The sequence below is a fragment of the uncultured Massilia sp. genome (genome assembly GCF_913773735.1).
Classification (GTDB): Bacteria; Pseudomonadota; Gammaproteobacteria; order Burkholderiales; family Burkholderiaceae_D; genus Telluria.
In genome coordinates, this window is sequence record NZ_CAJYEB010000014.1 from 115,733 (window position 1) to 139,941 (window position 24,209).

The window sequence follows — 24,209 nt, forward strand, 5'->3', positions numbered from 1 at the left end:
GTCATGCAAAGGACGATGGACGCGACGCTGGCCGGATCGCAGGAACGGGAGGGCTGGCCGGGGAACGACCTGTTCGAGGTGGCGCGCTACCTGGTGCCCATGCAGGCGCGCCTGGTGCAGGGCTGCATGGTGGCGTCCGGCATCCCGGCGGTGCTGGCCGACGACCAGCTGATGCAGGCCGACCTGCTGCTGGCGCCGGCGCTGGGCGGGGTGCGCATCCTGGCGCCGCGCGCGTACCTGCAGCAGGCGCAGGCGGTGCTGGAGGCGTTCGAGCGCGGCGAGTTCGCGCTGGACGAGGATGCCGACGTCGATCCGCCCTGAATCGTAACGGACGGGCCCGGCGCGCAAGCTGTTATACACTTGCTTATATGATAACCATGAGGTAACAGCTTTGAAGAAACAACTTTTCCCGACCATCGCCATCCTGGCCGCCGCCCTCGGCGCCGCCAGCGCCGCCGTCGCCAGCGTCGACACCTCGCCCAAGCCGGGCGGCGTGTACCGCCTCAAGCCCGGCATCTACGTCAACGACAAGGTCGATTGCGGCGCGCCGGCCAATGCCGACATCCGCCAGTACGACGGCAAGGGCATCGCCACTGCCCATACCCGCGCCTGCAGGGTGACGGTGCGTTCGCACAAGCGCAACACCTATACGGTGGACCAGAGCTGCATCGACGCGGGCGCCGGCCCGGCCCCGCGGCGCAGCCAGCGCCAGCAGGTGATCGTGCAGGATGCGCTGACGTTCACGCAGGTGATCGGCAGGGATCGCACGACGTACCGCTATTGCCCGGTGTACCAGTTGCCGGAGGGGTTGCAGAAAGCGGCGCGCTGACATGAAAAAAGCCGTCGACCCTTGCGAATCGACGGCTTTTCCGAATCTGGTGGTGATAGGTGGACTTGAACCACCGACCCCAGCATTATGAGTGCTGTGCTCTAACCAGCTGAGCTATATCACCGTTGCCTCGGCATCGCTGCCGCGGACTTCGATACTGACGAAACAAAATGGCCCAGCTTGAAAAAGCCAGGCCATCCTGCCTGAATCCTGGTGGTGATAGGTGGACTTGAACCACCGACCCCAGCATTATGAGTGCTGTGCTCTAACCAGCTGAGCTATATCACCAAAGCGGGGTGCATTATGCCGTCCGGCCCCGGAAGTGTCAAGGCTACCCCTTCCGGGTGTTTCTGTCTACCCGTGTCCGGCGCGCAACGACTGCACGCGGGCCAGCACGGCGCCGGCCGGATCCGGACCCAGGCAGTCGATCACGATCCGTTCCGGCATCGAACGCAGCCAGGTCAACTGGCGCTTGGCCAGCTGGCGCGTGGCGACGATGCCGGTCTCGCGCAGGCCGGCGCGGTCGATCGTGCCGTCCAGGTATTCCCAGGCCTGGCGGTAGCCCACGCAGCGCATCGACGGCAGGGCCGGCGACAGGTCGCCGCGCGCGCGCAGGCGTGCGGTCTCGGCCACGATGCCCGCGTCGTCGCTGCGGCCCAGCATCTGGTCGAAGCGCAGGGCGATGCGCTGGTGCAGCACGGCGCGGTCCGACGGTTCCAGCGCGAACGATGCCAGCGCGAACGGCAGTGCCGGCCTGGCGCGCCGCGCCAGCAGCGCCGACATCGGCTGGCCGGACAGTTCGATGATTTCCAGCGCCCGGTTGATGCGCTGGGCGTCGTTCGGCGCCAGGCGCGCGGCCGTGGCCGGATCGAGCGCGCGCAGCTTGTCGTGCATGGCCGGCCAGCCGATGCGCGCCGCTTCGGCGTCGAGGCGGGCGCGCAGGGCCGCGTCGGCCGTCGGCAGGTCGTCCAGCCCGTCGACCAGGCCCTTGAAGTACATCATCGTGCCGCCGACCAGCAGCGGCAGCCGGCCGCGCGCGGCGATCTCGCCCACCAGGCGGATCGCGTCCTCGCGGAACTGCATGACCGAATAGGCGTCGAGCGGGTCGATGATGTCGATCAGGTGGTGCGGCACGCTGGCCAGTTCCTCGGCCGTCGGCTTGGCCGTGCCGATGTCCATCCCGCGGTAGACGAGCGCCGAGTCGACCGAGATGATTTCCGACGGGATCGCGCGCGCGATCGCCAGGGCGGCGGCGGTCTTGCCGGACGCGGTCGGGCCCATGATGGCCACGGCCATCGGCTGGTTCGTGTCCGCCATCGTCATTGCCCGCGCAGGAACAGCTTGTCGAGCGCGGCGATCTCCAGCTGCACCCAGGTCGGGCGGCCATGGTTGCACTGGTCGGCGCGCTCGGTCGCTTCCATCTGGCGCAGCAGGGCGTTCATCTCGGGCACCGACAGGATGCGGTTGGCGCGCACCGCCGTGTGGCAGGCGAGGGTGCCGAGCAGTTCGTTGCGGCGCTCGACCAGCACGCGCGAGCCGCCGTATTCGCGCACGTCGCGCAGCACGTCGCGCGCCAGCGTCTGGGCGTCGGCGTTCTTCAGCAGCGTCGGCACGGCGCGCACGGCCAGCGTCGTCGGCGACACCGCGGCGATGTCGAAGCCGAGCGCCTGCAGCGTCTCGCTTTCCTCCTGCGCGGTGCCGACCTCGATGGCGTCGGCGAAGAAGGTCACCGGGATCAGCATCTGCTGCACCTGCATCCGCTCGCCCCCGGCCTGGGCGTCGAGCGCGTTCTTGAGCTTCTCGTACAGGATGCGCTCGTGGGCCGCGTGCATGTCGACCAGCACCAGGCCCTTGCGGTTCTGCGCCAGCACGTAGATGCCGTGCAGCTGGGCCAGGGCGAAGCCGAGCGGGAAGTCGTCGTCGGACGCGGGCGCGGTGGCGACGTCGAGCGCCACGTCCTGGGCGGCGCGCGGCGCATCGCCGTCCTTGGGCGCGGCGAACAGGGCGCCGTAGTCGCCGGTGCGCTGCGGCACGCCGCCGCCGGCCGGCGCATCCCAGCGGCTGCCGGGCGGGAACGGGGAGGGCGAGAACGTGGGCGAACCCAGTTGCGCGCCGAACGAGGCCTGCTCGTGCGGGCGGCGCCAGGCCGGCGCCGCGCCGCCGCCGCCACCGCCCAAGCCGCTGCCGCCGGCGCCGCGCCCGGCGCCCGCGCCGAACAGGCCGCCCAGGCGGTCGAGCGAGGTGCTGGACGGCGCGATCTCGGCCGCGCTGATCGGGGCCGGCGCATTGCCGTGCGACGTGGCCGAGGTCTGGGCCAGCGCGCGCTGGACGGCGTGGAACACGAACTGGTGCACCGCGCGGCTGTCGCGGAAGCGCACCTCGATCTTCGACGGGTGCACGTTGACGTCGACCATGGCCGGATCGAGTTCCAGGGCCAGCACGTAGGACGGGAAGCGGTCGCCGTGCAGCACGTCCTCGTAGGCGGCCTTGACGGCGTGCACCAGCAGCTTGTCGCGCACGAAGCGGCCGTTGACGTAGAAATACTGGCTGTCGGCGCGCGCCTTCGACGCGGTCGGCAGGCCGACGTAGCCATGCAGGCGCAGCGGGCCGGCCGCTTCGTCCAGGTGCAGGCGCGCCTCGCCGAAGTCGTTGCCGAGGATCTGGGCGCTGCGCTTGGCCGCTTCGCTGACGTTCCAGTGGTCGATGGTGCGGCCGTTGTGCGACAGGCTGAACGACACGTCCGGCCGCGCCAGCGCGATGCGGCGCACGACTTCGGCGCAGTGGCCGTACTCGGTCTGCTCGGACTTGAGGAACTTGCGCCGCGCCGGGGTATTGAAATACAGGTCCTGCACGTCGATCGTGGTGCCGTGCGGGCCGGAGGACGGCGACACGGTGCCCAGGTGCGAGCCGACGATTTCCCACGCATGGGCCGCGTCGCGCGTGCGCGAGGTGATCGTGACGGCCGCCACCGAAGCGATCGAGGCCAGCGCCTCGCCGCGGAAGCCGAGCGTGTTCACGTTCTCGAGGTCGGTCAGCGAAGCGATCTTCGACGTCGCATGGCGCGCCAGGGCCAGCGGCAATTCCTCGGGCGGGATGCCCTTGCCGTTGTCGGTGATGGCGATGCGCTTGACGCCGCCTTCCTCGAGCCGGACCGTGACCTGGGTGGCGCCCGCATCGAGCGCGTTCTCGAGCAGCTCCTTGACGACAGCCGATGGCCTTTCGACAACTTCGCCGGCGGCGATCTGTGAAATGAGCTGGTCGGGAAGCTGCTGGATGGGGCGATGAGTAGAAACCGGGGCGTTCATCAAGCCATTATAGCTTGATGCCCATCGCCCCCAACACGCCTGTTTGATTTTCGCCAAACCGGGGTCAGAGCCCGGCTCTGACCCCGGCTCTGACCCCGGTTTGAGGGATGTCAGGGTTGTTCGCGGACCGGGATCGGGGCGGCGCACAGGTCGAGGTAGCCGGCGGAGTACTTGGTGAACGAGCCGCCGCGATTGCGCTGGGCGTCCAGGACCGCCTGGTAGACGGCGCTCTCGGTGCGCATCACCTCGAACTTGCTGCGCTCGGCCAGCGGCACGTCGGCGGCGACCTTGACCGAGGTGATCGGTACGTTCATGCCCGGCTTGTCGTAGAACCCCATCGGCATCGGGCCGCGCGGCAGCGCCGCCAGTTGCGGCATGCCGGAGATCACGCGGCCCACCACCGTCAGGTTGCGGTCCAGGTGGCGCGCCGGGCCCAGCACGGCGTACAGCGCGGTGCCGCCGCCGCTGTCGGCGTCGTTGTCGCGCGCCACGGCCACCATGCCGTAGCAGTGCGCCAGCCAGGTCTCGCCCGTCTTCGGGTCGCGCCCGACCGGGAAGCCGTCCGAATGGCCGACCTGGGGCGCGTAGCCGTCCACGTCGGACAGGCGCGTGAAGTGCTTGTCGTTCGCCATCGGCACGGTGAACTCGGCCTTCAGCGTCTTCTGCGCGCCCTTCACCGGGCGCGCGTCCGGCGTCTCGTCCTTCGGGTCGGCCCATTGCACGACCCAGTTGTCCTGCACGCGCACGATGGCCAGGCCGTCGTAGTAGCCGCTGCGTGCCAGCGCCTTGATGTTCCTGACGTGGTTCGGCGCGAACACCGGCGACATCTCGATCACCACGCGGCCCCAGGGCATCTCCATGTACAGCGTGTTGTCGGGATCCAACGCGCGCCAGTCGGTCGGCTTCGACGTCTTGAGGATGTCCGCCACGCTCGGTCGCGGCGGCAGCTCCTTCTTGTCGGCCGCGCCGGCGCCACCGGCCAGCAGTACGCAGGCACCCAGCAGCAGGGTGCGGTGGATCGTCCGGATTGCCTTCATGGTGGGGTCGCCGCGAGTAGTTGATATGCGTCAGATTGTAATCTGGAAAATAACTTATTTGAAACTTAAGCCCGGAAAGAATTTTTCGCCGGACGGCCAGCCCCGGTCGATTCGGGATGGGACGGTGGTATCATGCTGGGCTACCATTTGGGATAACTATGGATCTGATGCAATTTTTCGACATGATCCTCCATGTCGATAAAACCCTGGGCGACCTGCTGGCCCAATACGGGGTCTACGTCTACATCGTGCTGTTCGCGATCGTGTTCTGCGAGACGGGCCTCGTGGTCCTGTTCTTCTTCCCCGGCGACACGCTGCTGTTCATCGCGGGCGCCTTCTGCGCCACGGGCGAGATGAGTTATCCGCTGCTGACGGCGCTGCTGGTGATCGCGGCCGTCACCGGCAATACCCTGAATTACTACATCGGCAAGGCGATCGGCCACCGCGTGTTCACGCACGACTATCGCTGGCTGAACAAGGATGCGCTGCGCCGCACCCACGACTTCTTCGAGAAGCACGGCGGCAAGACCATCATCATGGCGCGCTTCGTGCCGGTGGTGCGCACCTTCGCGCCGTTCGTGGCCGGCATCTCGGAAATGACGCACGGCCGCTTCCAGATGTACAACGTGACCGGCGCGCTGCTGTGGGTCGTCAGCCTGGTGACCGGCGGCTACTTCTTCGGCAATATGCCGTTCGTGCGCGACCACCTGACGACGATCGTGCTGGTCGGCGTCGGCGCCGCCGTCGTGCCGCTGGCGCTCGGCGGCCTGTACAAGTTCGGCCGCCGCATGATCAGCCGCTGACCCTGCGCGGCATCGTCGGTCCCCCAGCGCGCCGCCTTGCCGGCGCGCTGTGCGTTTACAGGCTGTCTTTCAAGATATATCACACGCGCATAGATTGCGGTCTCACCCTCAAGTTTACTGGCGGTAACGCCGTTAAAGCAGGAGACAGCATTTCCATTCGAATCCATGCGTAACCTGATCGCCCCGATCGTCCTGCTCGCCTGCAGCATCGCCGTGAGCGCAAGCGCGAACGAGCCCGCCTCTTCGGCAGCCGCCAGGCTGGCGGCCTCCGTCTCCAAGCCTGCCTCGGCATCGCTGCCCGCTCCCGGCAAGAAGCCCGACCTGCTGCCAAACAAGGCCGCGCTCGCCGCTGCCGCCGCGGCGACCGCGGCCGGCGCCGGCGCGGCCGCGCCGGCCGGCCCGAAGAGCGAGGAAGACGCCGAGGTCGAGCTGTCGGAAAAGATCGCCAAGCGCCTGGCCGAACTGCGCGAGCGCCAGCAGGCGCGCGCCAGCGCCGCCGCGCACGCGAAGAAGGCCGCCGACGCGAAGCGCAGGCAGGAAGACGAGGCCGCCACCAGGGCGGCCGCCGCGGCCGCGGCCCTGGCGGCGGCGCCCAAGCGCGGCACCCAGTGGTCGTACGAGGGCGAGCTCGGCCCGGCCAACTGGTCGAAGATCAACGACAACTGGGCCAAGTGCGCGACCGGCAACCGCCAGTCGCCGATCGACCTGCGCGACGGCCTCAAGGTCAACCTGGAACAGATCGGCTTCGACTACCACCCGTCCTCGTTCAACGAGGTCAATAACGGCCACACGATCCAGGTGACGGTCGGCGGCGGCAACTTCATCACCGTCGGCAACCAGACCTACGAACTGGAACAGTTCCACTTCCACCGCCCGTCGGAAGAGCGCATCAACGGCAAGGGCACGGAAATGGTGATGCACATGGTGCACAAGAGCTACGACGGCAAGATCGCGATCGTCGCCGTGCTGCTCGAGCGCGGCCAGGCGCATGGCCTGATGCAGACCGTCTGGGACAACCTGCCGCTGGAAAAGAACGAGGTGGTGGCGCCGGCCGTCGTGATCAACCCGATGGATGCGCTGCCGGAAAAGCGCGACTACTTCACCTACATGGGATCGCTGACCGAGCCGCCCTGCACCGAAGGCGTGCTGTGGATCGTGTTCAAGCAGCCGCGCCAGGCGTCGCCGGCGCAGATGGCGCTGTTCGCGCGCCTGTATCCGCTCAATGCGCGGCCGGTGCAGCCGACGGCGGGGCGGATGATCAAGGAATCCAACTGAGCCAGGCGCCACGCCGGCGTCGTTCGTTGACCGCGTGGACGGCATGGCCGTCCACCCTACGGGCAGCGGGACGGGTAGGGTGGACGGGTTCCTCGTCCACGCGTCCACCCGGCCTTCGCGACTGCGCGTCCGGTCACACCGCCGACGCCGGCCCCACCTTGTACTCCCCGCGCCAGCTGCCGCCCGGTTCCAGCACCTGTGGCCCCAGCAGCGCCGGCTCGATGCACACGAAGCGCCGGTACTCCTCGTCTTCCATGTCGGCCAGCGCCGCCGCGTCGGCCGCGCCCGGGTTCCACACCACCGCGTCGGCAAAACCCGCCTGCTCGAGCTGCAGGCGGTCGGCGCCGTTGTCGAAGACGATGGCGCCCGGGACCCCCTCGAATACCTGGTCCAGCTTGTCGACGATCGCCAGCGTCTCGCGCTGGACGCCGTCGATGCGCACCGCTTCCACGTCCTCGACCAGGTGGTAGGTGTGCAGCGCGGCGGCGAACGGGAACGCGGCCGTGCCGGTATTGCGCACGTCGAGGGTCATCCACAGGCAGGCGCCCTGGACGGCCACGCGCAGCTGCAGTTCGAACGGATGCGGCCAGGCTGCGGCCGCGTCCGGCGCCAGGTCGGCGGGCGCCAGGGCCAGGACGGCGAAGGCGGCGCCGTCGCGCTCGCCGCTATCGCGCACGCGCCAGGTGGCGGTGCGCGCGAAGCCGTGGCGCGTGCCACTGCCGCGCTCGGCGAACTGCGGGAAGATCACGGGCACGCCGCCGCGGATGGCGCGCTTGCCGTCCAGCGCCGACAGGCTGCTCAGGAACAGGCGTTCCGGTCCCGGCGCACCGGTGGTGGTGGCGGGTTTCCACGACACCAGGTGGGCGCCGTACAGGGTGATGGTGGCTTCGGCGCCGTCCGGCGCGCGCAGCTGCAGGGCGGGCAATTGCCCGAATTGGATGGTCGTTGCGTTCACGATGGATCCTCCTCAGTAGCCCGGCGCGCCGCGGCGGGCTGCCTGCGGAGGATCGCCGGGTGCAATCAGGTCATGCGGCTCTTCGCCAGCGGCGGATTGTACGCGAAGTAGCGCTTGATGCCCTTGACGATGGCATCGGCCAGCTGGTTCTGGTAGGCGTCGTCCTTCAGCTTCGCCTCTTCCTCGGGATTCGAGATGAAGGCCGTCTCGACCAGGATCGACGGGATGTCCGGGGCCTTCAGCACGGCGAAGCCGGCCTGCTCGACCGACCCCTTGTGCAGGCGGTTGATGCCGCCGATCTCGGACAGCACCGCCTTGCCCAGCTTCATGCTGTCGTTGATCTGCGCCGTCGTCGACAGGTCGAACAGCACGCTGGCGAGTTGCTTGTCGTGGCTGCCCAGGTTGACGCCGCCGATCAGGTCGGCCTTGTTCTGGTCGTCCGCCAGCCAGCGCGCCGCCGTCGAGCTGGCGCCCTTTTCCGACAGCACGAACACCGAGGAACCGCGCGCGGTGGGCTGCACGAAGGCGTCGGCGTGGATCGACACGAACAGGTCGGCCTGCACGTTGCGCGCCTTTTCCACCCGCTTGCCGAGCGGGACGAAGAAGTCGCCGTCGCGGGTCAGCATCACGCGCATGTTCGGCAGGTCTTCGAGCTTGCCCTTCAGGCGCTTGGCGATCGCCAGCACGATGTCCTTCTCGCGCGTGCCGCTGGCGCCGCTGGCGCCCGGGTCCTCGCCGCCGTGGCCGGGGTCGAGCGCGATGGTCACCATGCGCATCACCTTCTGGCCCGGCGCCGCCTTGGCGGGGGCGGCCGGTTGCGGCGTGGTCGGCTGGGCCGGCGCCGGCGTCGGGCCGGCGCGCGCGGCGTCGGCCTCGAGCTTGGCGATCGCGTCCGGGCCGGCCTGGCCGACGCTGCTCTCGCCCGGCTGCGGCTGCGGGGCCGGCGTGGCGGGCGCGGCGCCGCTCCAGTTTTCCTTGGCGATCATGGCCGACAGCGGATCGACCGGATGCAGCGGATACAGGTCGAAGATCAGGCGGTGGCGGTAGCCGGCCACCGGCGCCAGCGTGAACACCTGCGGCCTGACCGTTTCCTTCAGGTCGAACACGAGGCGCACGACGCCGGGCCGGTTCTGGCCCACGCGCACCTGCTTGATGTAGGGATCGTTCGATTCGACCTTGGCGACCAGGCTCTTGAGCGTGTCGTTCAGCGCCAGGCCGTCGATGTCGACGACCAGCCGCGGCGGGTCCGGCACCATGAAGTGGGTGGCCTTGAGTTCGCCGTCGTTTTCCAGCGTGACGCGCGTGTACTCGTCGGCCGGCCAGACGCGCACGGCCATGATCTGGGCGGCGCCGGCCGGCAGCGGCAGCGCCGACGCGAGCACCGACAGCAGCAAGGTGCCGCCGGCCTTGAGCGCCGTGCGGCGTTGCGGCGAACCGGGAATCAGGGAGTCGGGGGGTAGTGCAGGCGTTCGAGGCATAGCAGGCCCAAGTCGGACAACGCCTGCAATTCTACCTCACGGCCGTGACCGCTGACTTCCAGCAAGATTCGCACGTCGGGTGGCGGCAACACCGGCTCGCCTTTTTCCGGCCATTCGACGATGCAGATGTTGTTGCCGTCGAAGTCTTCGCGAAAGCCCGCGTCGAGGAATTCCTCCGGGCTGGCCATGCGGTACAGGTCGTAGTGGATCAGGGTGACGGCACGCCCGTCCAGCGCGATGCGGTACGGCTCGGACAGGGTGTAGGTCGGGCTCTTGACGGCGCCGGCGTGGCCGGCCGCGTGCAGCAGGGCGCGCGTGAGTGCCGTCTTGCCGGCGCCGAGGTCGCCGTGCAGGTAGATGACGAGGCCCGGCCGCAGGGCGCGCGCGAGGGCGGCGCCGAGCGCCTGCGTGGCGGATTCGTCGGGAAGAAAGGCGGTCGATCGCTGCATGGGCTGCATGGGGTGGGCTGCTTCGAATAGAATGTCATGTTGCGCGCGCCCGGCTTGCGGCCCGGCGCGCGATGTTCTCGTGTCCATGCCATGTCCGTGCCGTCCTCTTCCCCGACCCCGCAACCCGACCTCGACCAGCTCGTCCAGTCCATCAAGGCCTGGGGACGGGAGCTGGGCTTCGCCGACGTGCGCATCGCCGACATCGACCTGGCGCGCCACGAGGCGGGCCTGCAGGCCTGGCTGGATGCCGGCCACCATGGCGAGATGGATTATATGGCAAGCCACGGCATGAAGCGCGCCAGGCCGGCCGAACTGGTGCCCGGCACGGTGCGCGTCATCAGCGCGCGCATGGACTACCTGCCGCGCGCCACGCCCGCCGACTGGCGCGCGCGCGAACGCCTGCGCCAGGCCGACCCGCAGGCGGCCGTGGTCTCCGTGTACGCGCGTGGCCGCGACTACCACAAGGTCTTGCGCAACCGCCTGCAGCAGCTGGCCGAGCGCGTGCGCGCCGCCATCGGCGACTACGGCTACCGCGTGTTCACGGATTCGGCGCCGGTGATGGAATTGCCGCTGGCCGAGAAGGCGGGACTGGGCTGGCGCGGCAAGCACACGCTGCTGCTCAGCCGCGAGGCCGGCTCCACCTTCTTCATCGGCGAGATCCTGGTCGACCTGCCGCTGCCGGTCGACGCCCCCACCGGCGCCCACTGCGGCCAGTGCACGTCGTGCATCGCGGCCTGCCCGACCGGCGCCATCCTGGCGCCCGGCCGCCTGGATGCGCGCCGCTGCATTTCCTACCTGACGATCGAGCTGAAGGGCAGCATTCCCGAGGCATTCCGGCCCCTGATCGGCAACCGCATCTACGGCTGCGACGACTGCCAGCTGGCCTGCCCGTGGAACAAGTTCGCGCAGACGGGCCTGCTGCCCGATTTCGACGAGCGCAACGGCCTGGGCGAGGCCAGCCTGGTGGCCCTGTTCGGCTGGGAAGAGCAGGAGTTCGACCGCCGCATGGAGGGCAGCCCGATCCGCCGCATCGGCCACGAGCGCTGGCTGCGCAACCTGGCGGTGGGCCTGGGCAATGCCGCCGACGGGGCGCGCGGCGACGCGGCCATCGTGGCGGCCCTGCGCGCCCGCGCCGGGCACCCGTCGGCGCTGGTGCGCGAGCACGTGGCCTGGGCGCTGGCGCGCCACGGCGCCGCCTGAGGGATCAGATCTCGATGCGTTTCATGCGCAGGGCGGACCAGTCGCCGTCGATCGAGATGATCGCCACGGTGGTGATGCCGTTGTCCTTGGCGTAGGCAGCGATCGAATCGCGGTTGATGTCGGTGGCCTTGGACGCCGTCTGCTTCAGGTAGGCGACCCACAGCGAGCCCTTGTCGCCCATGCGCTCCTTGGCGACCGGGAAATATTGTTCGAGTTCCTTCTGGTTCATCGCAAACAGCAGCACGACGTCGTTCCGGTCCTGCGCATTGGCGGTCAGTGGCGCGGGCATCTGGGCCACCATGCCGGGATGGACGCTGCCGTTCAGGATCAGCATCGACTTCGCGGTCCTCAGGAACATCTTGTCTGCAATCGTTTTTTCGCTCATCTGGATTCCCTAAAGAATTGTTCGACGTGGCCAGGTCGATCACGGCTGGCTCAGGTCGATTCTACAAGCGAATGGGGGAAAGGCAGGGCACGGGTGGGGCCTGGCGGGAACCTTTCCGCGCAGGGTGGGCACCCCGTGCCCACCAGAAGGTTACGAGACGCAAGCGCCCGGTAGGCATGTTTCATCCGAGGCCCCGGCCTCGCATGCCGACCCTACTTCAATAACCCGGCCAGCTCGACCGCGGTCTTGACCTGCATCTTGTCGAAGATGTGCGCCCGGTGCACTTCGACGGTGCGCATGCTGATGCCGAGCTTGTCGGCGACCACCTTGTTCATATTGCCAGCAAGAATCAGGTCGAGCACTTCGCGCTCGCGCGCCGACAGCGTGGCCAGGCGCGCGCGCACGGCGCCGGCGGCGGCGGCCTGGCGCGACGCGCCCAGGGCCTCGTCGACGCGGTCCATCAGCTGGTTGTCGTTGAAGGGTTTTTCGAAGAAGTCGAAGGCGCCGCGCTTGAGCGAGTCGACGGCCATCGGCACGTCGCCGTGGCCGGTCAGGAAGATCACCGGCAGGCGCGCCAGCAGGCCGCGCGCCACCAGCTGGTCGAACACGGCGATGCCGTTCATGCCGGGCATGCGCACGTCCAGCAGCACGCATTCGCCGTGCGGATCGGGCGCGTCGGCATCCGTCGCCGGCGCGCCGATGGCGTCGAGGAAGGCCTGGCCCCCCGCATAGCCACGCGCCTGCAGGCCGCGCGACTGCGCCAGCCATTCGAGGGCGTCGCGGATGACGTCTTCGTCGTCGACGATGTGCAGCATGCGGGTCTCCTGGGTATGCCTGTTTTTGCGCCGTATTTTAGCCCACGCGCCGCCCTTGCGCAGTCCGGCGGGGTCAGGCGGCGTCGGCCTGTTGCGCCTGCGCTTCCTGCAGCGTGAAGGTGAACACGGTGCCGCCGCCCGGATTGTCGGCGTGGGTCAGCGTCCCGCCGTGGAATTCGATCGCCGTGCGGCAGATCGACAGGCCCATGCCCATGCCCTCGGCCTTGGTCGAGAAGAACGGCGAGAACAGGCGCTCGGCCACCTCGGGCGGGATGCCGTGGCCGTTGTCGGTCACCGAGACCGCCACCCGGCCCTGCTCGGCGGCGGCCGAGATGCGCAGCACGCGCCGTTCCGGGTCGATGCCCTGCATGGCTTCGATGCCGTTGCGCGTCAGGTTCAGCAGCACCTGCTCCAGCAGCAGGCGGTCGGCCAGCACCGGCGGCAGCGGCGCCGGCACGTCGACCTGCAGCGTGACGTAGCTCTGGCGCGCCTGCAGCTCGACCAGCGCGCGGATGCCGTCGATCACCTGCGGGATCGACACGCGCTCGCGGCGCGGCTCGCGCTTCTTGACGAATTCGTGCACGCTGCGGATGATCTGGCCGGCCCGGCGCGCCTGGGTGTTGGCCTGCTCCAGCGCGCGCCGCAGCATGCCGGTGTCGGGCGCCGCATCGCCGGTGCCGTTCGCGTCGCCGGCGCGCGCCAGCACGTTCAGGGCGCCGGCCGTGTAGCTGGAGATCGCCGCCAGCGGCTGGTTCAGCTCGTGCGCCAGCATCGACGAGATCTCGCCCATCGTGGCCAGGCGCGCGCTGGTCTCGAGCTTTTCCTGCTGCTGGCGCGCCAGCTCCTCGGCGCGCTTGCGGTCGGTGATGTCGAGCATGGAGCTCATCCAGCCCGTGTGGCGGCCGGCGCTGTCGACCAGCGGCGCCTCGAACACCAGCACCGGCACGCGCTCGCCGTCCGGGCGCTGGAACACGGTCTCGAACTGCGGCACCGCCTCGCCGGCCAGCACCTTCTTGAAACGGTATTCGTAGTCGGCCATCGCCTCCGGCGCCCAGTAGGGCATCGGCGGCTTCTTGCCGATCAGTTCCTCGGCCGGCAGCCCCACCATGCGGCAGAACGCCGGGTTGACGTAGGTGACGCGGCCCTCGAGGTCGCGCGCGCGCAGGCCGGTCAGCAGCGAATTCTCCATCGCGGTGCGGAAGGCCATCTGCTGGCGCAGCGCGTTCTCGGCGGCGATGGTGCGCGCGATGTGGCGCCACAGCGCGGCCAGCGACAGCACCAGGCCCAGGGCCAGGACGATGACGGAGCCCACCAGCAGGTTGGGCAGCAGCCGGGGCGCGCCCTTGACGCTGTCGGTGGCCAGCACGATCGAGGCGCCGGGCAGGTCGAGCGCGCGCTTGTGCGTGTAGACGCCGCGCCCGGGGCCGCCGGCGGCGCGGCGCGCCACCACGCGGTCGTCGCGGTCGAGCAGGGACAGCGCATTGTCCTGGGCGAACCACCAGGGCACGTTCTCGTCGAGCAGCACCTGCAGGTTGTAGGTGGCCACCAGGCTGCCGGCGTAGGTGCGGCCGTGGTACAGCGGCAGGTGGAAGTCGACCAGGCCGTGCATCAGGCCGGTGGCGCCGTAGGGATCGCTGTAGCGGCCCGTGCGCGTGGTGCGCGACATCGCCGCCGCCTCGCGCGAGGATTGCGTGAGGCCGGCGGCGGGCAGGTCCATGCCGCGCATCGCGCGCACCCTGCCGTCGGCGTCGAGCCAGACCACGCGCAGCACCTCGTGGCCGGTCTTGAGCATCTGCGCCAGCCGGGTCTGCAGCACGTCCGGCGGCGGCGCCGTCAGCGCCAGGTCGGCGCCCAGCGTGGCCAGCGCTTCCTCGCTGCGCGCCAGTTCGAAGCGCAGCGTCTGCTCGACCCACAGCGTGTCGGCGATCAGCTGTTCCTGGCGCTCGTTGCTTTCCATCTGGCGCGCCTGCCAGGGCAGCCACAGCAGCACAAGCAGGAACAGCAGCACCAGCAGCACGGGCACCAGCCAGCGCCACGGGCCTTCGGGAATCGGACGGGGAATCGAAAATGGACTTTTCATGCGAGCAACGTGATACTTTTATCGTTGTGCCGGCTATTGTGGTTATCCACAATAGAAATCATCGGCAGACCGTTTGATTATTGTCAATACAACATAAATTAATTCCACCGGAGGAGACAATCATGAAATTCAAGGCCATCGCGCTCGCGTTCGCCACCGTCGCAACCATGGGCATGCATGCCGGCGCCTGGGCCCAGGCCCCGATCGTCATCAAGTTCAGCCACGTCGTGGCGACCGACACCCCGAAGGGCCAGGCCGCCGAACGCTTCAAGGAACTGGCGGAAAAGCTGACCAAGGGCCGGGTGAAGGTGGAAGTCTACCCGAACAGCCAGCTGTACAAGGACAAGGAAGAACTGGAAGCCCTGCAGCTGGGCGCGGTGCAGATGCTGGCGCCGTCGCTGGCCAAGTTCGGCCCGCTGGGCGTGAAGGAATTCGAGGCGTTCGACCTGCCGTACATCTTCCCGACCAAGGCCGCGCTGTACGCCGTGACCGAAGGCCCGATCGGCAAGGGCCTGCTGCAGAAGCTGGAGTCGAAGGGCATCACCGGCCTGGCCTACTGGGACAACGGCTTCAAGGTCATGTCGGCCAACAAGCCGCTGCAGGTGCCGGCCGACTTCCGCGGCCTCAAGATGCGCATCCAGAGCTCCAAGGTGCTCGACGCGCAGATGCGCGCCCTCGGCGCCAACCCGCAGGTGCTGGCGTTCTCCGAGGTCTACCAGGCGCTGCAGACCGGCGTGGTGGACGGCACCGAGAATCCGCCGTCGAACATGTACACCCAGAAGATGCATGAGGTGCAGAAGCACGTGACCGTGTCGAACCACGGCTACCTGGGCTATGCCGTCATCGTCAACAAGAAGTTCTGGGACGGCCTGCCGGCCGACGTGCGCGGCCAGCTGGAGCAGGCCATGCGCGACGCCACCACCTACGAGAAGGCCATCGCCCAGCGCGACAACGACCTGGCGCTGGAAGCGATCCGCAAGGCCGGCAAGACCACCATCTACACCCTGACCCCGCAGCAGCAGGCCGAATGGCGCAAGGCGCTGCAGCCGGTCCAGAAGCAGATGGAAGGCCGCATCGGCAAGGACCTGATCGACGCGATCAACAAGACCACCGCCGCCATCCGCTAACCCGACCAGCCGGCACGCCGGCGCGGCCGCGTCCCCACGGACACGGCCCCGCCGGCGCACGCCCCTACGCCCATGAAAATCCTCGATCGCCTGGAAGAGTGGATCATCGCCAGCCTGATGGCCGGCGCCACCTTCGTCATCTTCATCGCGGTGGTACACCGCTACCTGTCCGGCCTGCCGATCCCGGCCCTGCAGGACTGGCTCATCACCCTCAACACCAGCTGGGCCCAGGAACTGTGCATCTACATGTTCGTCTGGATGGCCAAGTTCGGCGCCGCCTACGGCGTGCGCACCGGCATCCACGTCGGCGTCGACGTCCTGATCAACCGCCTGTCGGACCGCTGGCGCGACAAGTTCATCGTGTTCGGCCTGCTGGCCGGCGCGCTGTTCACCGGCATCGTCGGCACGCTGGGCGCGAACTTCGTGCTGCACATGGCCGGCACCGACCAGACCTCGGCCGACCTGGAAGTGCCGATGTGGATCGTCTACCTGGCCGTGCCGCTCGGTTCCTACCTGATGTGCTTCCGCTTCCTGCAGGTGGCCTGGCACTTCGTGCGCACCGGCGAGCTGCCGCGCCATGACCATTCCTTCGTGGAAGGGCTGGAAGACGAGATCAAGGAAGCGCGGGGTGCCGCATGAACGCCGCCATCATCTTCGTGCTGCTGATCCTGCTCATGCTGACCGGGATGCCGATCTCGATCTCGCTGGGCCTGACGGTATTGACGTTCCTGTTCACCATGACCGACGTGCCGATTTCCTCGGTCGCGATGAAGCTATTCACCGGCATCGAGAAGTTCGAGATCATGGCGATCCCGTTCTTCATCCTGGCCGGTAACTTCCTCACCCACGGCGGGGTCGCGCGGCGCATGATCAACTTCGCCAGCTCGCTGGTGGGCCACTGGCACGGCGGCCTGGCGCTGGCCGGCGTGTTCGCCTGCGCGCTGTTCGCCGCCGTCTCGGGTTCCAGCCCCGCCACCGTGGTGGCGATCGGCTCGATCATCCTGCCGGCCATGGTCAAGCAGGGCTTCCCGAAGCGCTTCGGCGCCGGCGTCATCACCACCTCGGGCGCGCTCGGCATCCTGATCCCGCCGTCGATCGTGATGGTGATGTACTCGGTCACGACCAACACCTCGGTCGGCCAGCTGTTCATGGCGGGCGTGGTGCCGGGCCTGATGCTGGCCTTCCTGCTGGGCCTGACGACCTGGGTGCTGGCGCGCAAGCACAACTACCCGCGCCTGCCGCGCGCCACCTGGGGCGAGCGCTGGACCGCGTTCCGCAAGAGCGCCTGGGGCCTGATCCTGATCGTCATCGTCATGGGCGGCATCTACAGCGGCATCTTCACGCCGACCGAGGCCGCCGCCATGGCCGCCGTGTACGCCTTCGTCATCGCGGTCTGGGTCTACAAGGACCTGAAGCTGAAGCAGGTCGGCAAGGTGCTGCTGGATTCGGCCGCGATGTCGGCGATGCTGCTGTACATCATCACCAACGCCGTCCTGTTCTCCTTCCTGATGACCAGCGAGAACGTCCCGCAGACGATGGCGAGCTGGCTGACCGGGCAGGGGCTGGGACCGATCGGTTTCTTGCTGGTCGTCAATATCCTGTTGCTGTTGGCGGGCAATGTGATGGAGCCGTCGTCGATCGTCCTGATCATGGCCCCGATCCTGTTCCCGGTGGCGATGCAGCTCGGCATCGATCCGATCCACTTCGGTATCCTGATCGTCGTCAACATGGAAGTGGGCATGTGCCATCCGCCGGTGGGCCTGAACCTGTATGTCGCCTCGGGCATCACCAAGATGGGCATCTCGGAGTTGACGGTCGCCGTGATGCCCTGGCTGCTGACGATGATTGGTTTCCTGTTGTTAATAACCTACGTTCCGGCGATCTCTTTATGGCTCCCTCGCCTCATTTATAGCTGAGATATATTTCGTGAATGTATATAAAAAACTACGTTTTTCTTATTCGAATGCGTTATGATGGAGCACCTTTGGTACCACGACGGTGCATTCGAAGCGGACAGAATGTAGTTTTGGGGAGAGGAAGAAGAAAACGGTAATCCATTACCGGACAAAATTTTGGAGGAGACACACGTTTAACAGATGCTGCCGGCATTGACCGAGTGGCCGGAAACGTGACCAAATTGAAAGCGCACCTTCCACGGTGCGTTTTTTTTTGCCCGGCGCCCGCGCGCGCCGGCCGGGGCTTGCGGCCATGCGCGCCGGGTCTTACACTGCGGCGATGAGCACACAACAAGGCAGCGAGATCTTCGGCGCCATCGTCGCCGCGCCGTTCGGCGCCATGGGCATCCGCAGCGAGGACGGGGCGTTGCGCGAACTGGTCTATCTACCGGCGCACTACGCCGAAAAGGCGCCGCAGGATGCGGTGTGCGAGCAGGCTTGCGCCCAGCTCGGGCGCTATTTCGCGGACGCGGATTTCCGCTTCGACCTGCCGCTGGCCGCGCTCGGCAGCGCGTTCCAGCGCCGCGTCTGGGATGCCATCGGGGCGATCCCGCGCGGCAGCGTGCGCACCTACGGTCAGCTGGCCAGGCTGCTGGAGTCGCATCCGCGCGCCATCGGCCAGGCCTGCGGTGCCAACTGGTTCCCGCTGGTGATTCCCTGCCACCGGGTGACGGCGGCCGGCGGCCTGGGCGGCTTCGCCAACCACGACGACGAACACGGCTTCCACCTCGGGGTCAAGCGCTGGCTGCTGCGCCACGAGGGTGCGCTGGCCACCGACATGCCATGGCAGCAGCAGTCGATCTTCAGCTGATCGACGCGTTCTGCGACGCGCTCTGGCTGGAACACGGGCTGGCGAAGAATTCGCTGGACGCGTACCGGCGCGACCTGCGCCTGTTCTCGCGCTGGCTCGAGGTCAAGCGCCCCGAGCGCGCCAGCCTGTACCACGTCGAGCCGCAGGACATTGCCGCCTATTTCGCCGAGCGCCATGCGGAAACCCGGCCCAGCACGGCGAACCGCCGCCTGTCGGTGCTCAAGCGCTTCTACCAGCTGGCGCTGCGCGAGCGCCACGTCGCCGCCGACCCCTGCCTGAACCTGCCGTCGGCGCGGCAGCCGCAGCGGTTCGTGCACACGCTGGGCGAAGCCCAGGTCGAGGCGCTGCTGGCCGCGCCCGACGTGGCCACGCCGCTGGGCCTGCGCGAACGCGCGATGCTGGAACTGATGTATGCGAGCGGCCTGCGGGTGTCCGAACTGGTCGCCCTCAAGCTGGTCGAACTGGGCCTGAACGACGGCGTGCTGCGCGTCACCGGCAAGGGCAGCAAGACCCGCCTGGTGCCGTTCGGCGAGCAGGCGCGCCACTGGCTGGCGCGCTACATGCAGGAGGCGCGCGGCGTCATCCTGAACGGCCAGGTGGACGACGCCCTGTTCGTCACCGGCCGCGGCGGGCCGATGACGCGCCAGATGTTCTGGGTCGTGATCAAGAAGCACGCGGCGCGGGCCGGCATCACGGCGCCGCTGTCGCCGCACACGCTGCGCCACGCCTTCGCCACCCACTTGCTGAACCATGGCGCCGACTTGCGCGTCGTGCAGTTGCTGTTGGGGCATTCGGACATATCCACCACCCAGATCTACACCCATGTCGCCCGCGAGCGTTTGAAGCATCTCCATGCCCAGCATCACCCGCGTGGCTAGTTCTCAAGTTTCCTGACGATTGCTGGTCCATAATGGGGGTAGGATTTTTCCCAATTACGCATACGAGGACACCATGGCCAAGACGAATTTCCAGTACGAGAAGCGGCAGCGCGAGTTGGAGAAGAAAAAGAAAGCCGAGGAAAAGGCAAGGCGCAAGGCCGAGGCGAAGCTGAAGGGGCCGGACGGGGAGCCCGAGGCGGCGCCCGAGGAAGATGGCGGGGAGCAGGGCGGGGAGCAGGGCGGGGAGGCGGTGCGGCAGGAGCACGATCCGGCCTGAGCGGGCGCAGGCCGGGCGCCGACCCCGTCGCCCGGCCCGCGCCGGGGCGACGGGTTGACGCGAACTAGCCTTTGGCCGCGACCACCGGTTCGTCTCCCCCTTCTCCCGCCGCTTCCTCGTGCCCGCGCTTGAACCAGCGCGCGGCCCGCTTGCCGAGGCTGTCCAGGTAGGTGTAGGCCACCGGCACCACCACCAGCGTCAGCAGCGTCGAGGTGATCACGCCGCCGATCACGGCGCGGCCCATCGGCGCCTGCGTCTCGCCGCCTTCGCCCATGCCGATCGCCATCGGCAGCATGCCGAAGATCATGGCCAGCGTCGTCATCAGGATCGGGCGCAGGCGCACCTGGCCCGCTTCCATCAGCGCGTCGAACTGGGGCTTGCCCTCGCGCTGGCGCTGGTTGGCGAAGTCGACCAGCAGGATCGCGTTCTTGGTCACGAGGCCCATCAGCATCACGATGCCGATGACGGAGAAGATGTTCAGCGTCGTCTTGGTGATCAACAGGGCCACCAGCACGCCGATCAGCGACAGCGGCAGCGACACCATGATCGCGATCGGCTGCAGGAAGCTGCCGAACTGCGAGGCCAGCACCAGGTAGATGAAGATCACGGCGATGCCCAGCGCCACGCCGAAGCCGGCCATGGTCTCGCCCATCTGCTGGGCGTCGCCGCCGACGTCGAAGCGGATGCCGTCCGGCAGCTCGATCTCCTTCATCGCCTTCTGCACGTCGCCCATCACGTCGCCCAGCGGACGGCCGTTCAGGCCGGCGTTGATGGCCACGCGGCGTTCCAGCGCCTGGCGCTTCAGGACCTGCGGGCTGGTCGAGGGCACGAATTCGACCACCTGGCGCAGCGGCACCATGATCGGGTTGCCGCTCGCATCGACGCGGCTGGACGCCACCGACAGGTCGGCGAGATCGGCCACGCGCTCGCGGCCCGACTTCGGCAGCTGCACGTTGACCTCGTAGTTCTGGCCGTCCGGCGCCAGCCAGCGGTTGGTCTGGTCGCCGGCGACGAAAGGACGCAGCGCGGCGCCGATCTGCTGCACGCTCAGGCCCAGGTCGTTGGCCATCTCCTGGTTGATCTTGACGATGGTGGCCGGGTTCGCGCCTTCCTGGCTGTACTCGATGTCGGCCACGCCGCGGATCGCGCGCATCTTGTCCATTAGGCGGTGCGCCACCGCGTCCAGCTTGGCCTCGTCGCTGCCCAGGATCGCGATGAAGATCGGGCGGTTGCCGACCTTCAGCTGGATGCCGGCGATGGACGCGAGGCGGTCGCGGATCAGCGTTTCCAGTTCCTGCTGCGAGCGGCGGTGGGTCTGGTGCACGTCGGTCAGCTTGAGGTTGATCTCGGAGGCGTTGCGGCCTTCCCAGGTGACGACGTTGGTCTGCATGCTCTGGATTTCCGGGAAGGCCTTCAGCGCTTCCTCGACCTGGCGCACCTTGGCGTCGGTGTATTGCAGGCTGGAGCCCACCGGCGTCTTGAAGCGCAGCTGGATGAAGCCGTCGTCGGTCTGCGGCACGAACTCGCCGCCGATCTTCGGCACCAGCAGCAGGCTGGCGCCGAACAGCGCGACCGCCACCAGCAGCGTGGTCTTGCGCCAGGCCAGCGACAGCGCCAGGCCCTTCGCATACCAGTCGTGCACGTGGTCGATGCCGGCGTCCACGCGCGTCATCAGGCGGCCCAGCCAGGGCGCGTACTTGAAGCGGTCCTTGGCCGGGTCGGGCCATACCGAGGACAGCATCGGGTCGAGCGTGAAGCTGACGAACAGCGACACCAGCACGGCCACCGCCACGGTGATCCCGAACTGCAGGAAGAAGCGCCCGATGATGCCCTGCATGAAGGCGATCGGCACGAACACGGCGACGATGGCGAAGGTGGTGGCCATGACGGCCAGGCCGATCTCGTTGGTGCCGTCCTCGGCGGCGCGCACGTGGTTCTTGCCCATGCCGAGGTGGCGCACGATGTTCTCGCGCACCACGATGGCGTCGTCGATCAGCAGGCCGATGCACAGCGACAGCGCCATCAGGGTCAGGAAGTTCAGCGTGAAGCCGAAGTACTTCATGGCGATGAAGCTGGCCAGCACGGAGATCGGCAGCGTCAGGCCGGTGATGACCGTGCTGCGCCACGAGTGCAGGAAGAAGAACACGATCACCATGGTGAGGATGGCGCCTTCGACGATGGTGCGCTTGACGTTGTCGAGCTGGCCCTGCACGGTCTTCGATTTGTCGTCGAGGATCCGGAATTGCACGTCCTTCGGGATCGAGCCCTTCATCGCCTCGATGGCCTTCTTGACGCCCACGCCCACCTCGACGGTGTTGGCGTCCTGGATCTTCGCGATCTCGAGCGAGATGGCGCGCTCGCCGTTGACGCGCGAGATCGAGGTCTCCTCGGCCTCGCCGTCGGAGATGGTGGCCACCTGGTTCAGGTACACCGGGCCGCTGGCGCGGCGCGCCACGATGATCCGCTCGAAGTCGCGCGCCTGCTTCATCTTGCCCTCGATGCGCACCAGGTTCTCGCGCTCGCCGCGGCTGATGTTGCCGGCCGGGAGATTGGCATTGGTGGCGGTGATCGCGGCCACGACCTCGTCGACGCCGACGTTCAGGCTGCGCAACTGGTCGGGACGGATGTCCACCAGCACCTGGCGCGCCTTGGTGCCGTTGATGCGGATCTGGCCGACGCCGGCCACGGCCTGCAGGCGCTTGACGATGACCTGCTCGGTCAGCATCGACAGGTCGCGCAGGCTGCGCTCGTGCGAGGTCAGCGACACCAGCAGCACCGGCTGGGCGTTCTCGCCCTCCTGGCGCCAGATGACCGGGTCCTTGACCTCGCGCGGGAAGCCGCCGCGCAGGCTGCCGACCTTGTCGCGCAGGTCCTGCACGGCGCGGTCCATGTCGGTGGTGAGCTGGAATTCGATGCCGATGCCGGCATGGTTTTCCCAGGAACTGCTGCGGATCGCCTTGATGCCGCCGACGGTGTTCGCCACTTCCTCGATCGGGCGGGTGACGTCGTTCTCGACCTGCTCGGGCGAGGCGCCCGGGTACTGGACGTCGATCCAGACGGCCGGGATCTCGATGTTCGGCATGCTCTCGACCCCGAGGCCGCGGTACGAGAACAGGCCGAGCACCATCAGGCCGACCATGACCATGGTCGCGAATACCGGGTGCTTGATGCTGACGCGGGTCATCCACATGGCATCAACCCTTCACGGCCGGGGTGGACGGCGCGGCGGGCAGCTTCACGCGGCTGCCCGGCTTGATGCCGTCCAGCGGCACGGCCAGCACCACGGCGCCGGCGTCGAGCCCCTCGACCACTTCGACCATGCCTTCGTCGGGGTTGCGCAGGCCGAGCTTGACGGGCAACGCGGCGACCGTGCCGCCGTCGACGCGGTACACCACGTCGCGGCCGTTCTCCTTGCGCACGGCGCCCAGCGGCAGCAGCGGGCGCGCGGCCGATTTCTCGGTGACCACGGTGCCCTTGGCGAACATGCCGGCGCGCAGCAGGCCGTCGGGGTTGTCGACGCCGATGTAGACCAGCATCGCGCGCGAGCCGGCCTCGGTGGCCGGGTTGATGCGCAGCACCTTGCCCAGGAAATCGCGCTCGCCGAAGCCGTCGACGCGGAAACGCACTTCCTGGCCCGTCCTGATGCGCGGGATGTCGGAAGCCGGCACCTGGGCGTCCAGCGTCAGGTGGCGCAGGTCGACGATCGAGAACACCGGGCTGTCCGGCGCCAGCTTTTCGCCGGCCTGGGCATGGCGCTTGCTGACCACGCCGGACAGCGGCGCGCGGATCGTGGTGTCGGCCAGCGCGATGCGCGCCAGGTCGAGCTGGGCGCGCGCCGCGTCGACCGCGGCCTGGGCCAGGTCGACGGCGTTGGACGTGGTGTCGTAGGCGTTCTGGGCGATGTAGTTCTGCTTGAGCAGGGCGGCGCTGTTGGCCTGGTTCTTCCTGGCCAGGGCCAGGCGCGCATCGGCGTCGGCCAGCTGGGCGCGCTGCTGGGCGACGCGGGCGCGCGCCTCGGCGTCGTCCAGGCGCGCGATGACCTGGCCGGCCTCGACCTGCATGCCTTCCTGCACGCTGGTGGCCAGCACCACGCCCGAGACCTTCGACTTGACGGTGGCCTGGGCCAGCGGCACCAGGGAGCCGGACAGCGGCAGCGTCAGCGCCAGCGGGCGCGCGGCGACCGTGGCCACGTCGCGCGTCGACAGCTCGAACACCGGGTCCTTGGGCGCGCTGGCGGCCGGCGCCGCCGGTTCCTCCTGCTTGTGGGTGAGTGCGTAGCCGCCGGCGCCGGCGAGGGCGAGGGCCAGCAGCCCGAACGCGGCCATGCGGGCCGGGCGGCGGCGCGCGCCCGGAATGGCGTCGGCGGGAGTGACGGGCAGGGACTCGATTTTCATGGCCTTGTTCTTCGTAATCGGGTGGTGCTTGAGGGAAAGCGCAAGTGCTCCTTACTGGCGGGCAGGATGGAGCTCCAGGCGCATGACGGCATGGTAAAAAACACCACGGCGAACGGCCATCGGAATGCGACGAGCGGCGCAAACGGCACGCTGAAA

General features: G+C 68.2%; 22 protein-coding genes and 2 tRNA genes. 11 read left to right on the forward strand and 13 right to left on the reverse strand.

The features are described 5' to 3' along the window. Positions 1–3: 3 nt before the first annotated feature. Together QZ749_RS05750 and QZ749_RS05755 are read left to right on the forward strand one after the other, a co-directional pair. Positions 4–321 carry a hypothetical protein gene (locus QZ749_RS05750; RefSeq protein WP_296944321.1) on the forward strand — a complete coding sequence of 106 codons (318 nt, stop codon included), beginning with the start codon at positions 4–6 and terminating at the stop codon, positions 319–321. A 70-nt stretch (positions 322–391) separates the two neighbouring features. Next, a complete protein-coding gene (locus QZ749_RS05755; protein ID WP_296944323.1) occupies positions 392–829 on the forward strand; it encodes a hypothetical protein in 438 nt (145 codons plus the stop codon). Between the two features lie 47 nt (positions 830–876). Here the strand turns inward: QZ749_RS05755 and QZ749_RS05760 are convergent. From QZ749_RS05760 to QZ749_RS05780, 5 genes are all read right to left on the reverse strand, one after another. Then, a tRNA-Met gene (locus QZ749_RS05760) sits at positions 877–953 on the reverse strand. A gap of 87 nt (positions 954–1,040) precedes the next feature. Beyond that, positions 1,041–1,117, reverse strand: a tRNA-Met gene (locus QZ749_RS05765). 66 nt (positions 1,118–1,183) lie between these two features. Further along, on the reverse strand, positions 1,184–2,146 hold the full coding sequence (gene miaA / locus QZ749_RS05770; protein ID WP_296944326.1) for a tRNA (adenosine(37)-N6)-dimethylallyltransferase MiaA: 963 nt from the start codon (positions 2,144–2,146) through the stop codon (positions 1,184–1,186). A gap of 2 nt (positions 2,147–2,148) precedes the next feature. Further along, positions 2,149–4,134, reverse strand: coding sequence for a DNA mismatch repair endonuclease MutL (gene mutL, locus QZ749_RS05775; RefSeq protein WP_296944329.1), 1,986 nt, complete (start codon positions 4,132–4,134; stop codon positions 2,149–2,151). A gap of 110 nt (positions 4,135–4,244) precedes the next feature. Further along, on the reverse strand, positions 4,245–5,171 hold the full coding sequence (locus QZ749_RS05780; protein ID WP_296944331.1) for a peptidylprolyl isomerase: 927 nt from the start codon (positions 5,169–5,171) through the stop codon (positions 4,245–4,247). Between the two features lie 158 nt (positions 5,172–5,329). Between QZ749_RS05780 and QZ749_RS05785 the strand changes: the two genes are divergently transcribed. Both QZ749_RS05785 and QZ749_RS05790 read left to right on the forward strand, forming a co-directional pair. Further along, positions 5,330–5,974, forward strand: coding sequence for a VTT domain-containing protein (locus QZ749_RS05785; RefSeq protein WP_296944333.1), 645 nt, complete (start codon positions 5,330–5,332; stop codon positions 5,972–5,974). A 165-nt stretch (positions 5,975–6,139) separates the two neighbouring features. Then, complete coding sequence (locus QZ749_RS05790) at positions 6,140–7,249, forward strand: carbonic anhydrase (RefSeq protein WP_296944336.1); 1,110 nt, start codon at positions 6,140–6,142, stop codon at positions 7,247–7,249. Positions 7,250–7,382: 133 nt separating this feature from the next. Here QZ749_RS05790 and QZ749_RS05795 read toward each other — a convergent pair whose 3' ends face one another. From QZ749_RS05795 to tsaE, 3 genes are all read right to left on the reverse strand, one after another. Next, positions 7,383–8,204: a D-hexose-6-phosphate mutarotase gene (locus QZ749_RS05795; RefSeq protein WP_296944338.1), complete on the reverse strand. Its 822-nt coding sequence runs from the start codon at positions 8,202–8,204 to the stop codon at positions 7,383–7,385. A gap of 65 nt (positions 8,205–8,269) precedes the next feature. Then, complete coding sequence (locus QZ749_RS05800; protein WP_296944340.1) at positions 8,270–9,682, reverse strand: N-acetylmuramoyl-L-alanine amidase; 1,413 nt, start codon at positions 9,680–9,682, stop codon at positions 8,270–8,272. Continuing rightward, entirely contained in the window at positions 9,646–10,131 is a 486-nt protein-coding gene (tsaE, locus tag QZ749_RS05805) for a tRNA (adenosine(37)-N6)-threonylcarbamoyltransferase complex ATPase subunit type 1 TsaE (protein ID WP_296944342.1), read from the reverse strand. Before tsaE ends, QZ749_RS05800 begins: the two co-directional genes overlap by 37 nt. A 90-nt stretch (positions 10,132–10,221) precedes the next feature. On the opposite strand from tsaE, the gene queG reads away from it, so the two are divergent. Further along, the gene (gene queG, locus QZ749_RS05810; protein WP_373896784.1) at positions 10,222–11,331 is read left to right on the forward strand and encodes a tRNA epoxyqueuosine(34) reductase QueG; all 1,110 of its coding nucleotides are present in this window, start codon (positions 10,222–10,224) and stop codon (positions 11,329–11,331) included. Positions 11,332–11,335: 4 nt separating this feature from the next. Here the strand turns inward: queG and QZ749_RS05815 are convergent, their stop codons facing one another. From QZ749_RS05815 to QZ749_RS05825, 3 genes are all read right to left on the reverse strand, one after another. Beyond that, complete coding sequence (locus QZ749_RS05815; protein WP_296944346.1) at positions 11,336–11,689, reverse strand: DUF3052 family protein; 354 nt, start codon at positions 11,687–11,689, stop codon at positions 11,336–11,338. A gap of 239 nt (positions 11,690–11,928) precedes the next feature. Next, complete coding sequence (locus QZ749_RS05820; RefSeq protein ID WP_296944349.1) at positions 11,929–12,531, reverse strand: response regulator transcription factor; 603 nt, start codon at positions 12,529–12,531, stop codon at positions 11,929–11,931. 73 nt (positions 12,532–12,604) lie between these two features. Continuing rightward, positions 12,605–14,611, reverse strand: a complete 2,007-nt coding sequence (locus QZ749_RS05825) for an ATP-binding protein (protein ID WP_296944352.1) — start codon at positions 14,609–14,611, stop codon at positions 12,605–12,607. A gap of 122 nt (positions 14,612–14,733) precedes the next feature. On the opposite strand from QZ749_RS05825, the gene QZ749_RS05830 reads away from it, so the two are divergent. The 6 genes from QZ749_RS05830 (at position 14,734) to QZ749_RS05855 (ending at position 19,659) form a co-directional block, all read left to right on the forward strand. Then, positions 14,734–15,738 carry a TRAP transporter substrate-binding protein gene (locus QZ749_RS05830; protein WP_296944355.1) on the forward strand — a complete coding sequence of 335 codons (1,005 nt, stop codon included), beginning with the start codon at positions 14,734–14,736 and terminating at the stop codon, positions 15,736–15,738. Between the two features lie 72 nt (positions 15,739–15,810). Further along, positions 15,811–16,377 carry a TRAP transporter small permease gene (locus tag QZ749_RS05835; RefSeq protein ID WP_296944358.1) on the forward strand — a complete coding sequence of 189 codons (567 nt, stop codon included), beginning with the start codon at positions 15,811–15,813 and terminating at the stop codon, positions 16,375–16,377. Further along, positions 16,374–17,654: a TRAP transporter large permease gene (locus QZ749_RS05840; RefSeq protein WP_296944361.1), complete on the forward strand. Its 1,281-nt coding sequence runs from the start codon at positions 16,374–16,376 to the stop codon at positions 17,652–17,654. The genes QZ749_RS05835 and QZ749_RS05840 overlap by 4 nt, the downstream gene beginning before the upstream one ends. Before the next feature lie 319 nt (positions 17,655–17,973). After that, a complete protein-coding gene (locus tag QZ749_RS05845; RefSeq protein WP_296944363.1) occupies positions 17,974–18,504 on the forward strand; it encodes a methylated-DNA--[protein]-cysteine S-methyltransferase in 531 nt (176 codons plus the stop codon). After that, complete coding sequence (gene xerD, locus QZ749_RS05850) at positions 18,477–19,382, forward strand: site-specific tyrosine recombinase XerD (protein ID WP_296944366.1); 906 nt, start codon at positions 18,477–18,479, stop codon at positions 19,380–19,382. The genes QZ749_RS05845 and xerD overlap by 28 nt, the downstream gene beginning before the upstream one ends. A 73-nt stretch (positions 19,383–19,455) precedes the next feature. After that, entirely contained in the window at positions 19,456–19,659 is a 204-nt protein-coding gene (locus QZ749_RS05855; RefSeq protein ID WP_296944369.1) for a hypothetical protein, read from the forward strand. 64 nt (positions 19,660–19,723) lie between these two features. Here QZ749_RS05855 and QZ749_RS05860 read toward each other — a convergent pair whose 3' ends face one another. Continuing rightward, positions 19,724–22,849: an efflux RND transporter permease subunit gene (locus QZ749_RS05860; RefSeq protein ID WP_296944372.1), complete on the reverse strand. Its 3,126-nt coding sequence runs from the start codon at positions 22,847–22,849 to the stop codon at positions 19,724–19,726. Positions 22,850–22,853: 4 nt separating this feature from the next. Continuing rightward, positions 22,854–24,053, reverse strand: coding sequence for an efflux RND transporter periplasmic adaptor subunit (locus QZ749_RS05865; RefSeq protein ID WP_296944374.1), 1,200 nt, complete (start codon positions 24,051–24,053; stop codon positions 22,854–22,856). Between the last annotated feature and the right edge of the window lie 156 nt (positions 24,054–24,209).